General features: G+C 53.9%; 11 protein-coding genes. All 11 read right to left on the bottom strand.

What is annotated here, in order from left to right:
* Positions 1–49: 49 nt before the first annotated feature.
* The 11 genes from NST26_RS27495 to NST26_RS27545 all read right to left on the bottom strand — a co-directional run bounded on the left by NST26_RS27495 (position 50) and on the right by NST26_RS27545 (position 15,015).
* Positions 50–1,750, bottom strand: coding sequence for a sugar ABC transporter substrate-binding protein (locus tag NST26_RS27495; RefSeq protein ID WP_340958319.1), 1,701 nt, complete (start codon positions 1,748–1,750; stop codon positions 50–52).
* 112 nt (positions 1,751–1,862) lie between these two features.
* A complete protein-coding gene (locus NST26_RS27500; protein WP_340958317.1) occupies positions 1,863–3,410 on the bottom strand; it encodes a response regulator in 1,548 nt (515 codons plus the stop codon).
* Positions 3,411–3,413: 3 nt separating this feature from the next.
* Positions 3,414–5,237: a sensor histidine kinase gene (locus NST26_RS27505; protein ID WP_340958316.1), complete on the bottom strand. Its 1,824-nt coding sequence runs from the start codon at positions 5,235–5,237 to the stop codon at positions 3,414–3,416.
* A 163-nt stretch (positions 5,238–5,400) separates the two neighbouring features.
* Positions 5,401–6,948, bottom strand: coding sequence for a response regulator transcription factor (locus tag NST26_RS27510; RefSeq protein WP_340958315.1), 1,548 nt, complete (start codon positions 6,946–6,948; stop codon positions 5,401–5,403).
* Positions 6,949–7,154: 206 nt separating this feature from the next.
* A complete protein-coding gene (locus tag NST26_RS27515; protein WP_340980306.1) occupies positions 7,155–7,496 on the bottom strand; it encodes a hypothetical protein in 342 nt (113 codons plus the stop codon).
* Positions 7,497–7,683: 187 nt separating this feature from the next.
* Positions 7,684–9,081, bottom strand: coding sequence for an ADP-ribosylglycohydrolase family protein (locus tag NST26_RS27520; RefSeq protein WP_340950374.1), 1,398 nt, complete (start codon positions 9,079–9,081; stop codon positions 7,684–7,686).
* Between the two features lie 3 nt (positions 9,082–9,084).
* Positions 9,085–10,041 carry a nucleoside hydrolase gene (locus tag NST26_RS27525; RefSeq protein ID WP_340950373.1) on the bottom strand — a complete coding sequence of 319 codons (957 nt, stop codon included), beginning with the start codon at positions 10,039–10,041 and terminating at the stop codon, positions 9,085–9,087.
* Positions 10,042–10,298: 257 nt separating this feature from the next.
* Positions 10,299–11,237, bottom strand: a complete 939-nt coding sequence (locus tag NST26_RS27530) for an ABC transporter permease (RefSeq protein WP_209878968.1) — start codon at positions 11,235–11,237, stop codon at positions 10,299–10,301.
* Positions 11,234–12,280 carry an ABC transporter permease gene (locus tag NST26_RS27535; RefSeq protein WP_036731087.1) on the bottom strand — a complete coding sequence of 349 codons (1,047 nt, stop codon included), beginning with the start codon at positions 12,278–12,280 and terminating at the stop codon, positions 11,234–11,236. The genes NST26_RS27530 and NST26_RS27535 overlap by 4 nt, the downstream gene beginning before the upstream one ends.
* Positions 12,273–13,835 (bottom strand): ABC transporter ATP-binding protein, encoded by a 1,563-nt coding sequence (locus NST26_RS27540; protein ID WP_340950370.1) that lies wholly within the window; start codon positions 13,833–13,835, stop codon positions 12,273–12,275. Before NST26_RS27540 ends, NST26_RS27535 begins: the two co-directional genes overlap by 8 nt.
* Before the next feature lie 40 nt (positions 13,836–13,875).
* On the bottom strand, positions 13,876–15,015 hold the full coding sequence (locus NST26_RS27545) for a BMP family ABC transporter substrate-binding protein (protein WP_340950369.1): 1,140 nt from the start codon (positions 15,013–15,015) through the stop codon (positions 13,876–13,878).
* Between the last annotated feature and the right edge of the window lie 169 nt (positions 15,016–15,184).

Here is a 15,184-nt window from a genome sequence, read left to right on the forward strand (position 1 = left end):
GGCCGGTTGACGGCCTTCCACCTTCTAAAACCCGGTACCAGACCTTACATTATTTACTCCAGTTCTCAATTCTCCACTTAATTTGCTCATTGATCTTGTCTTCGTAAGCCTTCACATTGGCTTTCTCGATCTGTTCCGTATAATCGGTCCATACGGAATCGAATTCGGCCGGCTTGGCAAGAATGGCTTTCGGCAGGAACTTGGTCTGCAGCTCATTTAGCTTGGTACTGGCGATTTTGGCATCCGAGCCTTCAATCAGGTCGATGGACCAGGCAGGATAATACACAGGGTTTGGCGGCGGATCGCTGAAGAAGTCCACGTAGGAATTGAAGCCATAGGCATCCAGAACTTCCTTATCGTACGGCTTCAGGCCTGCTTTGTATTCTTCCGGCTGTGCAGCGGCATCCGTGGAGTTGCCGTCGCTGTAGCTTCCTTCGGTCTTAGGCAGATATTCGAACAATGATTTGGCCTTGTTGGCCAGCTGCCAGGTTGCATCGGCTGCATCATCACGCTGCTTCTGGGTTCTCATGAATCTGCCGTTCTCAACAATATAATCCTCGCCTTCTACACCCCAGGAGAACAGCTTCTGCCACTTCTCATCCATCAGGGTGTCGAGCAGCTTGATAATCTTCACCGGATCTTTGGCATTAATGCTGATGCCGAAGCCATTGTTAAGATTGAGCACCGCAAGATCGCGGTAGTGGTCTTTGGTCGACTCATCGTATACCAGCGGAAGACCTACATAAGTGCGTTCAATTTTATTCTGGGTCGTCAGTGAATCCTCAGCAGCGTTGAAGTTCCAGTGCTGGTCGAACATCCCCAGAACGGTTCCGCTGGATAGCTTTGCCATATACTGGTCGTAGTTCTGCACAAAGGTTTCTTTGTCGATAATGCCCTTCTCGTTCATCTCGTTCAGCTTCTGATAGTACTTCTTGGCATAATCCTTATTGGCAAATACCTCGGCCACGCCGTCCTTCACGACTACGCCGCCATCATTCGGATGTCCGATCAGATGTTGAGGTGCGTTGAACAAACCCCAGTTTTTCCAGTCATAGTTCAGAATTTCGAACCCGATGGTCGGGCTTCCGTCGATTTTGGGATACTTTGCTTTATATTGCTCAATCAGGTCAAAGTACTGATCCAGTGTCTTAACCTTCGGATAATTGAATTCCTTAAGCACTGCTTTTTGAATCCAGAAGGCCGGTCCTGAATACCATGAGCTGTTGACCTTACCGTTATATACACCGTAGTTAGGCAAAATATAAATATGTCCGTCATTCGGGTCCTTCATCATGTTCCAATATTCTGCATAATGCGCTTTCAAATTCGGCGCATGCTCTTCGATCAGGTCTTCAAGCGGGATATAAGCCCCTGCTGCTGTAAGCTTGGTGCTCCCGGTCATAAGGTCCGGATAATCCTGGCCTGCAATCATAACGCCCAGCTTCTGGTTAATATCGCCTGCCAGGAATTCCATATCGAAGCTGGCACCGGTCTCCTCTTTGATCTTCTTGTAGATCTTGTTGTCCGGTGTCGGCTGTTGCCCGGCTACCCCGATAAATGCGCTAACCTTGAACGGTTCAACCTTTCCTCCCGTGTTAGCTGAAGCAGAATCCGCTGTTGTTGTCGCCTTTGCTTTGTCAGTTGTAGCAGCATTCTTGTCGTTGCCCCCGCCGCAGCCTGACAGTGCGAAGCTTAGGGTTAATAGAGCAACCAGGGAATACTTAAACGTCACTTTCGACTTGCCCCCCATAAAGCACCTCCATAGTGTATTGTCTTTAATTTGTAAGCACTTACACAAGTAAATTATAGAGGTGAACTATCCGCTAAAATACGACCGAACTAAAGGTGTACCCCCGAAAATTTTAGAACTTGGCATGCCGGTACTCATTCGGGCCCATGTGCAGCTCCTTCTCGAACCGCTTCAGAAACTGTCCGTAATTGGCATAACCGACACGTTCGGCAATCTCTGAGAGCTTCAGCCTGCTCCCGCGCAGGAGCTCAGCCGCAGCCTGAATCCGCAGATGATGCAGCTGCTCATTGAAGGTCATCCCGTTCTTCTTAATCAATAATTGCCCCAGGTATACCGGATGCAGGAAGAAGATCTCGGCCAGCTTCTGAATGCTCAGGCTCTCCTGATAATGCTCCCCGATGTACTGGTTGATCTCCCGGACAATCCCATGCGACTTATAATTCTGCTCTTGCACCAGCAGATCTATGGCCTTCCCGCCGTAGGACAATAAGCGGCTGAGCAGCCCGCTCAGCGGGGTCATCGCCTGCTGAATCTCTGATACCTCAACACCCGAGGCCACTCCGCCCTCCTCGCCTGCGGCTTCTGCCCCGGGTGCGAGTGCGAATATCCGGTACATGAGGTGGATTACGAATTTGCGCACCACCTCCGGCGCCACCTGCTGTTCCCGGAAGCTGCGGGCCGCTGCCTCCAGTGCCTCGCGGTAGCCATCCGCGTCCAGGAGATTCACGCAGTCCAGCAGAGCATCCATCAGCCCGATATGGTCATAGTGATAACTGAAGGGCTGGTCCTGCACCGCGCTGTAAGCCAGCACCCCTGCCTGCTCCGGCTCGTAAAAGAAATGTAAAAGAGTCTCTTTGGCCCGGCCATAACTCCCCTCTATGGACACTAAGGAGTCTTCGGGGGTTCCCAGAGCGATGTGGATATTCTCTCCCCCGTACTCGCGCAGCAGGGTAACCAGCACTTCAGCTATTCCGGCAGCGTCCCCGCTGCCTTCCGTCATCCCGTACACGATCCCGAGCAATCCTGCTTCCAGATCGATCGTCACCACTGCCTGATATCCGGCCAGCAGGGAGACTGTGCGGCTCCGTACCTCTGTGTACAGCTCCGGGACCGTCCGGATCAGGCAGATGTTCCAGGAAGTGCTTTCCTTGAAGCCGGGCAGAGTCTCCAGCCATCCCATAAGCTCGGGTTCTCCCTTTTTGCCATATAACAGCCCCTTGATTAAGGTTGCCGCCTCTTCCCCGGAAGCGGTCTCATGGATTCTTCTGCGGTTCGCCTCCTGCTCCAACTCCAGGCGGATCTCCCGCAGCTCCTCGGTAGCCTCCTCCGGGAAAACCGGCTTCAGCAGATAATGATTGATTCCGTAGCTGATTGCCTTACGGGCATATTCAAACTCACTGTAGCCGCTCAGAATGACGAACTTCGTCGAATCCGTCCCCTCCTGCCGCCACTCCCCGATCATCTCCAGACCATTCATCAGCGGCATATGGATGTCGGTAATGACCAGATCCGGCTGAAGCTGCTTCATCATCTGCAGCCCCTCCCGGCCGTTGCCGCAGGTTCCGCACAGCTCGAAGCCCAGCTCCTGCCAATCGATCCACATCTCCATACCTTCCAGAGCGCTAGGCTCGTCATCAATTAATAGAACTTTGTATTTCATCGTCTATACCTCTCTTTCCAGGGAATAATTCTTCTCAAGCAGCTTCAGGGGAATGCCAAAGGTCACTACGGTTCCCTGATCCGGCGTACTGGATATCTCGAAGCGCACCTGATCTGCGTAATTCAGCTCCAGTCTGCGGTATACATTGCGAATCCCGATGTGGGTGCCCGAGTAATCCTCCTTGCGGACCGCGAACATCAGCTCCTTCAGCTTCTCCGGCTCCATGCCCTTACCATTGTCGGATACTGTAATCTGCAGCCTGTTATCCAGCACGAACGCAGCCACTTTGATTACGCCCAGCCCCTCAATCGTCTGCAGGCCATGCTTGCAGGAATTCTCGACCAGTGGCTGCATACTCAGCTTCGGTATTTTATAATCCAGGGACTGCTCATCGATCTCAAAGGTATAATCGAATTTATCCCTGAACCTGAATTTCTCAATCCTCAGATACATGTCGATAAATGCGATCTCCTCGCGCACCGGCACCAGATCCTCCTTCCAGCTCAATAGTCTGCGCAGCAGCTTCGACAAGCTTTTTATAATATCGGTGACATCGTTATATTTGTTCTTGGTGCAGACCACCAGTATCGCATTCAGCGTGTTGAACAGGAAGTGGGGGTTCATCTGGCTCTGCAGGAAATTCAGCTCCGCCCTGACGCGCTCCATCTCCAGGTTCTTGCTCTGGATCTCCAGCTTGTACACATCGTTGATCAGGGAGTGGATTCTGGAGGTCATCCGGTTAAAATTGTGGATTAGCCCGCCAATCTCATCCCGGCCCTCATCGATGGCGATCAGCTCGAACTTCTCGTTCGTCACCTTCTGCATATGCCGGGACAGGCGTTTCACCCGGTAGTTGTAGGAGCGCAGCATGATATATATGAATATGCTGGTCAAAAGAGTAAGCGTGGTGGCTAGGCCCGCTGCGTACAGCCGGATGTCGAGAACCGCCTGGGAGATCCGCTCCCCTTGCGTAATTCCGACAATCCGCCAGCCTTTGAGATAATTCGCCGTCCCTACAGCCATTACCCGCACCCCCTCGCTCTCGTCCTGGCTGTCCCCCCACTGATCGAATACCGGATAGGGATCATCCGTAATATGCTGATAGCCGCTGTCCGCTGACATCACGATCTTGTTCTCCCCATTGATCAGAAAGAGGCTCAGGTAATCCCGTTCCCGGACGATAATGTCATAGATCTCACTAAGGTCCAGATCGATCCGCAGCACCTTCTCATAGTTGTTCAGATTACGGTAATTGTCCATGGTCTCAATAATGCTGAGCGTCGGGGTGGATGAAGCCAGATTCTTGTTCTCCATGATCCGGTAAGCAGCAACATAGACCTGGGTAGTGGCCTTCTTGGCCTGCCGGTACCAGTCACTGAACCATACTTTATCGTTCATTACCTGATAATTCCCCCCGGATACAACCGTCTGGTTGTTCGTGAATATACTGATTCGTTCCAGCTGGTTATTGACAGGCATATAGCTGTTCATCCGGTCTCTCAATTGTTCGTTGAACATACTGTAGAATTCGATAGAGTCCGTATAGGTCCGGTCCAGCATCTCGTACAGATTCTTATCCGCAGCCAGCGTGTAGCCGACAGAGACTCCCCCTTCAATAAAATCATGAATGTCCTTCCGCGCCCGCTCCATGGAAATCTCCAGATTCTGCTGCTCCCGCGATTTGATGAGATCTGTAATCCGCTCCAGGAATACCAGATTCAGCACCATGATCGGCAGGAGCACACCCACAATGTAGATGAGATAGAACTTGTAGCTTAGCGGAATATCATTGACGATGGTGCCGAATTTAAACCGTTTTGTCGCCATCCCTCACACACACCCGGCTTTCTTAAGATTTCGGGGTCCCCGTAAAGTACCTGAGTAACCTTCGAAGCCAACGCCCCACTTTGTGGGGTTACTTTAGTTTTCGGGGTCCCCGCATAGTACCTGAGTAACCTTCGAAGCCAAAGCCCCACTTTGTGGGGTTGTATTAGAGCTGTTTATTGTTGTGGGCATTCTTGTACACTGATGGTGATGAACCCACCTTATTCTTGAACTTGTCGATGAAATAATCGGTATTGGAAAAGCCCACCTGCACCGCGATATCCGATATCTTGAGCTGGGTGCGCTTGAGCAGGCTTTTGGCCGCTTCGATCCGCTTCTCATTCAGATAATCGCTGAAGCTGCGCCCCGTCTCCTTGCGGAACAACTGGCCCAGATAGGCAGAATTCATGTGGAACTGCCTGGCGAGATCCTGGAGCTGCAGCTTGCTGCGGAATTCCAGATCTACATATTGAATAACATTATAGATGGTGTTCCCCTCGTTATGGGCCCGCAGCTCGGTGAGGTACGCTGCGGTCTCCAGGCAGAGCCGGTCCACATACAGGCTGAGCTTGTAATAGTCCCTGAGCCCGCCCATGTTGCCGTACTCCTTGTGCATCGCACACATGATCTGGTCGGGGTCTCCCTGCATCTCAGCAATACTCCGGCATAAGGTCATCTCCAGATGGGCTACCTCAGCCTGTGCAGCGTCAATACTCACCCTCTTAGCGGTCATGGCTGCGAAGGCTTCCCTGGCAGCAGCCCGGATTCTCTCAGGCACGCCTTCCTTCACCTCATCCAGCACACGCGTAAAGTGCCCGTCAGTGAAACCGGGAGACAAGCGGGCCGTACGCAGATCATTGTAGTAGAAAATTCCGCCCCGCTCCTTCCGGTATTTAAGCCCCCAGACCTCAAGCGTCTGGGTGTACAGCTCCTGGACCGCGCGCAGGCCTTGCCCCCGGCCGCTGATCATTACAGCCACCGGTACCCCCAGCTTCGCTGACTGCACCTTCTGCACCTGAGCAGCTGCTGCCTCCAGCGCTTCCGTGGACAGTCCGGCTGAGCGAATCAGAAGCCCGGCCCTTCCGGCCGGGTCCTGGAACACATAGCCCAGGTGATCCGGGAAGCCTTCGGTATCCCCTTCATTCAGGCTCACCGTACCTGAACCTGAAATGGCAGCAGCAAGAATGCATTGCAGCTCTGTATCAGGCTGAAGCCCCAGCAGACCGTAGGCGGCGTGTTCCAGCTCCTGACTCCAATCCCCCTGGACACAACGGCTGATCAGATTATGCACCAGAATATTATGCTTCTTCCGTTCCTCTAGTCTGGAAGCGGTTTCATAATGGATAATAGCTCGGATCTTCCCGAGCAGTTCCTCGATCTCCTCATCATCCACCGGCTTCAGCAGGTAGCCGTCCACCTTGTGGCGCAGCGCAGTCCGGGCATAGTTGAAATCGTCATATCCGCTCAGGATCACGAACCGGGGCGGCGGGTCTACCGTTTCCTTCACCGCCGCAATCAGCTCCAAGCCGCTCATCACCGGAAGATTGATATCCGTCAGCAGCAGATCCGGCCTGTGCTCCCGGATCAGCCGCAGGGCCTCCCCGGCACTAAGCGCTTCAGCGCATACCTCGAATCCGGCTTTCTCCCAGTTCACCATCGTCCGGAGTCCTTCCAGAACCCAGGGTTCATCGTCCACAATCATGACTTTCAGCATGAGCTCCGCTCCCCTCTCAATCATCTAAATTTGGTAAGTAATAGAATTACAAGTAATGCTAACATACAAGTTCAATCATGTGAATGTTAACTTAAGCGAGGCTTTCTTTAAACGAAACAGGGAAGTCCGCAGCCAGTATGATCTGGCTGTAGACTTCCCTGTTATCAACTTACCTTCTTAACGGCCTATTGTATTCGGTTTTTCACCTACATTCGGCAAACTTTCCTTCCCATACGAGAACAAAATGCCTGCGGCATCCCCATTGTGATCGGTTTTTCGACCACATTCGGCCCACACGCCTCTGCCGCACCGAATGTAGTCGGTTTTCCGACCATATCCAGCCCACACGCCTCTGCCGCACCGAATGTAGTCGGTTTTTCGACCATATCCGGCCCACACGCCTCTGCCGCACCGAATGTGGTCGGTTTTTCGACCATATCCGGCCCACACGCCTCTGCCGCACCGAATGTGGTCGGTTTTTCGACCATATCCGGCTGTTCGGTGAAATCAGAGAAGTCATTCCTATGACTGATCCAGAATATAGTCATCCTGCCGATGCTCCAAGACACTTACCCCCAACTTTATGCACAACTTATCCACATCGGACGCAAATCATAATTTCCTAATCAACAAAAAAAGCCGCCCAACCGCACCGGATGTTTTCACCTGAAAACATCCGGTGCGGGGCGACTTCATAAAAAGCGCTCAACTATAACTTTAGTATCTGTCTTAACCCTATTCCTCTTCTCCCAGCTCCGCCCGCAGCTTCAGGAACACCTGATAGCTCCGCTCCGCGACCTCAGAGATGGCGATCGGGTGGAAGCCCGGCAGATCCGCATACAGCAGATCGTTCAGCGGTGCGGTCCATTGGACCGGCAGCTTAGCAGCCCCCAGCTTCGCTCCCATAATGGAGCCGACGGTGGCCCCGTTGCAGTCGGTATCCATTCCGGCAGATACGGAGGTGACCACCGCTTTCTCGAAGTCATCGCCACCATAGATCAGCGATGCGGCCACAATGGCAGCGTTGTTGTTCGTATGCACCGGGTCGTAATGGCTGAACTCGTTCCAGAGGGTGCTGACCAGCTCACGCTCACTGCCTGCCTGCTGTGCAATTTCAACTCCCCGCAGCACATCCTTAGCCAGTCTGCTCGTCTGCGGAATCTCACTCAACCCGATCTGGACAATCTCCTGGTTGCTGAGGCCTGCGAACGCCGCTGAGATCATGGCTGCATTGAACATCTCGCCATAGATTCCGTTCTTCACATGCGAGAACGACGCATCCCGCCAGCCCAGCTCCGCTGCCAGCTCGGGATGTCCGGCCGCTCCATAAGCCAGGGCATCCGCGCGGATCGCCGCACCGATCCATTCCCGGTACGGATTCAGATGCATCCGTACCCGCTCCTGCCGCAGCGGCCAATCCGCCGGCTTCTCCCCGTGCAGATGGGAGGTCTCCTGAGCGAAGTTCATATAGGCCTGTGTCTCCGCCGTACAGACCTGACTGTAGGTCAGATGCCCGTGCCACAGCTTGCCGATATCCCAGGAATCCCAGTTCAACCCTTTTTGCTCCAGCAGCATCAGGCCAAGCACGGTATAACGAATATCGTCATCGCTCTCCATGTAGCTGATCTTCTCACGCGTGCTGGTGAATGACCAGTCGCTTAAGCCGAGGCCATATTCCTCGCGTGCCGTGGAGTGCTCAGGAGTATAACCTGTAATCGGCCAAGCATCCGCACCGCGGAACCACAGCTCGATATTCTCCCAGCCGGTCCGGCCATCCTTCCCGTACAGGTAATCCCAATATTCCAGCGGCTTGCCCAGTGCGCAGCCTACACTCCGACCGAGCCAGGCCCCGTAGAACCTGTCCCGCCACTGGTCCGGCGTCCAGTCCACCGCTAGCTTGCGCGGACCTTCCGGACGGAGCTGCCTGATCCCCGCCAGATCCGAAGGCTCCTTATAAGGAAAATCAGCGGATACAGGAAGTGCCATCAGCTCCCGGTATACCTCCATCAGCTTGTCCTCATCGCTCCCGGCCGCATCCAGCTTCTCCGCCAGACTGCCCGGCTGGCAGCCTTCCTCGATCCGCTGCTGCAGCTCGAACCTTACCGTCTCCTGCAGACGTTCCCAGCCCGCCATCCGTTAGGATTCTCCTGCCGGAGACCCCAGCTGCCGGTCTAACCGTTCCAACGAATCGAACAGCAGCTTGATGAAGGCTGCACGGTCCACACCAAGCAGTACCTCCGTATTCGCAGGCTGGTCCGGCTTCTTGCGGCGGTCGGCCACGGTCATGCCGCGGGTAAGCTTGCCTTCGGTCTCTACCGTTACATACAGGTGCTCGGATTCGAACAGCTCCGGGTGCAGCAGCCAGGCAATGGCGCAAGGGTCATGCAGCGCATTGCCGACAAAGCCCATTTTCTTCCCGTAGATCGAATAGAAATCCAGCAGCTCGCCGACCATGACGGACACGGGACCGCGCGTCTTCAGCTCCTGAATCTCCTCTTCGAAGATCGCCGCTTTATCTGTCACATCCAATCCGCTCATGACAATCGGAATGCCGGATTCGAAAACGATTCGCGCCGCCTCCGGGTCTACATAAATATTGAACTCCGCTGTCCGGGTCACGTTGCCGTAAGCAAGTCCGCCGCCCATTAGAGAGATCTTCTCGATCCGCTCCTTCACTTCCGGGTACGCCATAATCAGCAGGGCGATATTCGTCAGCGGGGCGGTAGGCACCAGAGTGATCTTCTCTTCCGAGGCGCGGATAATCTCCAGCATGAATTCTACTGCCCCCTGCTCTACGGGCTTGAACTTGCTCGCCGGCAGCGCCGGGCCATCCATGCCGGACTCCCCGTGGGCTTCCTCTCCGGTAACAAGCTTGCCCAGCAGCGGTGCCGCAGCGCCCTTGGCTACCGGAATATCTGCATTTACAAAGCTGAGAATCTTGAGCGCATTGTCGGTAATTTTATCCAGAATCTGGTTGCCGCCAACGGTCGTAATCCCCCGGATATCCAGCTCTCCCGGATGTGCCAGCGCAAGCAGAATGGCAATCGCGTCGTCATGCCCCGGATCGCAGTCAATAATGATAGGTGTTGGCATCGTTGTCGCTCCCTTGTATTAGTTGTGAGTGGCTAGATAAGACGCACTTAAGAGTTGAACTCCAAGCTTGGTCGTCACTGCGGTGAACATTTGGACTTCCGGCCGCTGTTGTCACCAGATTTCTTTGATTTTATCCCTCTTCGTCGAGGTTGAAATCCGGTGACAAAGGCGATCGCTAACGCTCCTACAGTTCCAAATTTCCCCTCCGCTTCTTTTTGCTTTTCGTTAATTTCTTTCGTGCGTCTTATCTACCTGGTTTATTTCGTAATAGTAGCCTTCAGCTTCTTATTCTTCTTCCGTGTCTCCGAGACCGCATAGATAATCAGACCGATCACCGTTGCCACATAAGGCAGCGTAGCGATCAGCTCCGCCGGAATCTTCAGCACCTGCAGGGCATTGGATAACGCGTCAGCTGCGCCGAAGAGCAGTGAGGTCAGCGCTGTGCCCACGGTGGTGCTCCGGCCCATGGATTCAGCAGCGATGGCAATCCAGCCCCGGCCGGCGATCATATCGCGGGTGAACAGCGACAGGTAGCCCATCGACATATAGGCTCCGCCCAGACTGGCGAAGAAGCCGCTGAGCAGCAGTGCGCTGTACTGAATGCGGACCACACTGACGCCCACTGACTGGGCCGCATGCGGATTCTCGCCTACAGAGCGGATACGCAGCCCCAGCGGTGTACGGTTGAGCAGATAATAGACTACGAGCACTGACAATATAGAGAAATACGTCAGAATGTGGTGCCCCGACAGAATCGGGCCCAGCACCGGAATATCCTGCAGGAGCGGAATATCTATACTAGGCAGCACTTTACTCGCCAGGGAGGTGGAAGAGCCTTTGTCACCGCTCAGCAGATACAGAATAAATACCGTACCGCCGGAAGCGAACATATTGATCGCCACCCCGCCGAGAATAATGTGGGTCTTGAACTTTAAGGTGAAAAAAGCCAGAATGCCCGCAATCAGCGTTCCCGACAGTACCGCCCCAAGCAATCCCACCCAGGCGCTCTGCGTATAGGCGCTCACAATAACCCCGGCCAGCGCCGAGACCAGCATGATCCCTTCCATCCCGATGTTGATGATTCCGGCACGGTTCGAGATCAGCGCCCCTAGTGCAGCGAACAGAATCGGCGTGGTTACACGCAGGACAGAGAAGGCAAAATCCGTCGTCAGAATGACATTCAGCAGACTGTTCATGCTTCCTTCGCCTCCTTCAGCAGCATGCGGTTCTTCCAGAACTTAAGGAACTGCTCAGCGGATATCAGCAGAATAATGACAGCCTGAATGATCGAGATCATCTCGGACGGAACATCGGAGAGGCGCGACATCATATCGGCGCCAATGCGGATATAGGCCAGGAAGAGCGCCGATACAATGACGGAGAACGGATTATTCTTGGCCAGCATGGCCACCAGAGCACCATCCATACCGTAGCCCGGCAAGGAGGTCCACTGGAACCGGCTGTACATCCCGAGCACTTCCACCGAGCCGCCCATACCGGCAATGAACCCGGCGATCAGATGGACCAGAATGATCACCTTTGCCGTCTTCATGCCTGAATAACGGGCGAAGTCCCGGTTGACCCCGGTCATCCGCAGCTCATAGCCCCATTTGGTCCGGTACAGGAACAGGTGAGCCAGCACAATAAGCACCAGCACAATAATAAGTCCGGTGTGAATCCGCGTCCCTGCAAACAGCTTGCTGAGCTGGGCCGTTTTCTCGAATTTAAAAGAAACGTTGGCAAAGGCCTTGGCATCCCGCAGATGATAGTTCAGCAGGTACAGCCCGACCCCAAACAGGATATTATTGAACATCAGCGAGGTTACCAGCTCATTGGCGTTCCACTTCGCTTTGAGAATACCGGGGATGGCTGAGAGCAGTGCCCCTACGATCGAGCCCGCAAGAATCGCCACTACCGGATGGAACCAGCTGTTCAGGCTGAGATGAATCGCCAGCGCAGTAGTCACGACACCGGAGAAATAGAAGATCCCCTCCGCTCCCAGGTTGAACATATTGGCCCGGAACAGCAGGGAGACCGCAAGGCCGGTGAACATCAGCGGAATCGCCATCTCAATGACATTGCCGATATGGCCCTTCGTGGACAATGGCTCCCAGAGGAAGATTCCGATCGTCTTCACCGGGTGATCACTGACCAGCGAGATAATCAGGAACGCGATAATAAGTGCAATGACGATGACCGCCGCTGTGCGGATCGCCTCGAAATATTTGACTTTAAACATGATATGCGGCCCTCCCGGTCTGCTCTTTGTCCTGCCGGTTAATTCCCAGCATGTAGAGCCCCAGCTCTTCCTCACCGACTGCTGACGGATTATCGAAATAGGCAACAATCTGGCCCTCATACATCACGAGAAGACTGTCGCTCAGCTCCAGAATTTCATTCAAATCCGCTGATACCAGCAGCGTGGCACAGTTCGCCGAGCGCAGCTCCAGCAGCTTCTGGTGAATGAACTGGGCAGCCCCGATATCAACGCCCCGGGTCGGCTGCTCGGCGATCAGCAGCTGCGGATTCGTGGAACATTCCCTGGCTACGACTACCTTCTGCATGTTACCGCCGGACAGCATGCCGATCGGCTGCTGCGGGCCGGAGCAGCGCACCTTGAATTCCTCCACCAGCGCAGAGGCCAGCGCAGCAATTCTTGACCCGTGCAGGAAAGGCCCTTTATTCATATCCTTCTGACGGTAGCGCGTGGAGATCAGATTGTCGGCAATGCTTGCATCTCCGGCAGAGCCCTGGCGCATCCGGTCCTCAGGGATATAGGATACCCCCAGGTTGCGGATGTCCAGAATATCCAGCTCACGAACATCCTTCCCCTTCACCTGTACCGACCCGCTGCCGCCAACCCCGCGCAGGCCGCCGGTCAGCGCCTCGATCAGCTGCGTCTGTCCGTTCCCTTCAACGCCGGCGATGCCGACAATCTGGCCTTCACGGACCGAGAAGCTGATCTCGGAGAGCAGCGCTTTGCCCTGGCTGTCTGAGACGCTCAGCCCTTCCACCGCAAGCACCGGCTTGCCGTAGGGAAGATCGCTTTTGTCATACTTCAGCACCACATCCCGCCCAACCATCAGCCGCGAGATCTCCTGCTCTGTTACTTCCTTAGTATCGAAGACGCCTTCACTCCGGCCGCCGCGCATGATGGTAATCCGGTCACAGATGGCTTTGACCTCCTTCAGCTTGTGCGAGATGAACACAATCGTGTGTCCCTGCTCCTTAAGCTGCTGCAGCTCATGGAACAGCTCCTCCGTCTCCTGCGGAGTCAGCACTGCCGTTGGCTCATCGAGAATGAGAATCTTGGCCCCGCGCACCAGCGCCTTCAGAATTTCCACCTTCTGCTTCATGCCGACACTTAGGTCCTCCACCTTCGCCTTGGCGTTCACTAATAGATTATATTTACGTGCAGTTGCTTCCGTCAGGCGCACGGCCTCTGCATAATTGAAGCCAACGCCCTTCTTCGGCTCCATACCGAGCACCATATTCTCCGCCACCGTAAAAGAAGGCACCAGCATGAAATGCTGATGCACCATACCAATGCCGCGGTCAATCGCGTCCTGCGGGGACTGCAGCTTCACTTGTTCTCCCCGGATATAGAGCCCGCCTTCGCTCGGGCTCTCCATTCCGAACATAATTTTCATCAGAGTCGATTTACCGGCTCCGTTCTCACCCGCAATCGCATGGATCTCGCCTTCGCGCAGAGAGAACTCAACGTCCTTGTTGGCAACCACACCGTTCGGATACACTTTGGTGATTCCCCGCATTTCCAGCAGAGCATTTGCCATGGGTCATCAACGCCTTTCAACCAAAGTTTTATTCATGTCCTTAAGGTTTAACGGCATTACGGATCGCTTCAACCTCAGAGGTCTCCATACCCATTGCGTTATCTACCTTAATTTCCTTATTGATCAGCTTCTGCTTCACTTCTTCAATCTTGGTCTGTAATTCCGCCGGGAATGCCGCCTTGTAGATCTCGTTCTCGGCAATGCCCACGCCGTCTTCAACGAAGCCAAGCACATCGCGTTTACCCATTTCAAGCGTGCCGTCCTGCAGTTTCTTCACTGCGCCAAGGATGGCCGAATCGATTTTTTTAATCGCAGAAGTAACGATCAGGTTGGCCTTCGCACTATCCGTATCCTTCAGCAGCATCGCCTGGTCAGAATCGACCCCGATGGCATATTTGTTCTTTTCCTTCGCTGCATCGAAAATGCCAAGGCCCGTACCGCCCGCCACGTTGAAGATAATATCCACGCCCGAGTTATACTGGATCAGCGACAATTCCTTGCCTTTGGCAGGGTTCACGAAATCTCCGGCATAAGAGACCGCTACCTTCACTTCCGGATCAACATACTGTGCTCCCTGAATGTAACCGACCAGGAAAGCATTGATGCCGGGAATGTCCATTCCGCCCAGGAATCCGATCACATTGTCCTTGTTGGCATTAGGCATATCAGACTGGGTAGCAAGCGCCGCAGCCGCTCCGGCCAGGAAGGAGACCTCATTGGTCGAGTAAGACATATTGTACATATTGGCAGGCGCTTCCTCGATGTCGGTGTCATAGTTGATGAATTTTTTATCGGGATTTGCTTCTGCCGTTGCATTGAACATTTCTGTAATTTCCGAGCCGCCGGAGATGACAACATCCCAATCCTCAGCAGCGATATCATTAAAAGTCGGCTCCCATTTCGTCTTGTCAGCGCCCATTTCCACGACCTTCGTTTCTGCGCCAAGCTCGCTTTTCACCTTCTGCAGACCATTGTTCGCCGCATCAAAAAACGACTTGTCTCCCAGCGTCCCCGGAATCAGCAGCACCACCTTGAGCTTGTCCCCCGCAGCCGCGCCGCCTTCCTCATTCGTTCCCGGAGTTGCTGTCGCACCATTCCCGTTCCCGGACTTGTTGTTTCCGCACGCAGCGACCAGTACCATAACTGCCAGCAACATTAAAGTGAGCATTTTCTTTTTCATGTTCTAAGTTCACACCCCTATTTGTAATAGATCCACCCTGCTGAATAGCATAAAATCCCAATTACACGTTTTGTTGGTCCCTTCGAATCGGGCAGCATGAATAAGCGACTGTTGAAATTCTGAAAATAAGCAATTTACTCTGAAAACCAAACATTTCATGTTACATTTC

This window comes from Paenibacillus sp. FSL R7-0128 (genome assembly GCF_038002245.1).
GTDB classification, from domain to species: domain Bacteria; phylum Bacillota; class Bacilli; order Paenibacillales; family Paenibacillaceae; genus Paenibacillus_AQ; species Paenibacillus_AQ silagei.

Excerpts from the sequence above, each read along its gene's own strand:
- NST26_RS27495 (WP_340958319.1), bottom strand. The coding sequence starts at position 1,750 with ATGGGGGGCAAGTCGAAAGTGACGTTTAAGTATTCCCTGGTTGCTCTA.
- NST26_RS27500 (WP_340958317.1), bottom strand. The coding sequence starts at position 3,410 with ATGAAATACAAAGTTCTATTAATTGATGACGAGCCTAGCGCTCTGGAA.
- NST26_RS27505 (WP_340958316.1), bottom strand. The coding sequence starts at position 5,237 with ATGGCGACAAAACGGTTTAAATTCGGCACCATCGTCAATGATATTCCG.
- NST26_RS27510 (WP_340958315.1), bottom strand. The coding sequence starts at position 6,948 with ATGCTGAAAGTCATGATTGTGGACGATGAACCCTGGGTTCTGGAAGGA.
- NST26_RS27515 (WP_340980306.1), bottom strand. The coding sequence starts at position 7,496 with ATGACTATATTCTGGATCAGTCATAGGAATGACTTCTCTGATTTCACC.
- NST26_RS27520 (WP_340950374.1), bottom strand. The coding sequence starts at position 9,081 with ATGGCGGGCTGGGAACGTCTGCAGGAGACGGTAAGGTTCGAGCTGCAG.
- NST26_RS27525 (WP_340950373.1), bottom strand. The coding sequence starts at position 10,041 with ATGCCAACACCTATCATTATTGACTGCGATCCGGGGCATGACGACGCG.
- NST26_RS27530 (WP_209878968.1), bottom strand. The coding sequence starts at position 11,237 with ATGAACAGTCTGCTGAATGTCATTCTGACGACGGATTTTGCCTTCTCT.
- NST26_RS27535 (WP_036731087.1), bottom strand. The coding sequence starts at position 12,280 with ATGTTTAAAGTCAAATATTTCGAGGCGATCCGCACAGCGGCGGTCATC.
- NST26_RS27540 (WP_340950370.1), bottom strand. The coding sequence starts at position 13,835 with ATGGCAAATGCTCTGCTGGAAATGCGGGGAATCACCAAAGTGTATCCG.
- NST26_RS27545 (WP_340950369.1), bottom strand. The coding sequence starts at position 15,015 with ATGAAAAAGAAAATGCTCACTTTAATGTTGCTGGCAGTTATGGTACTG.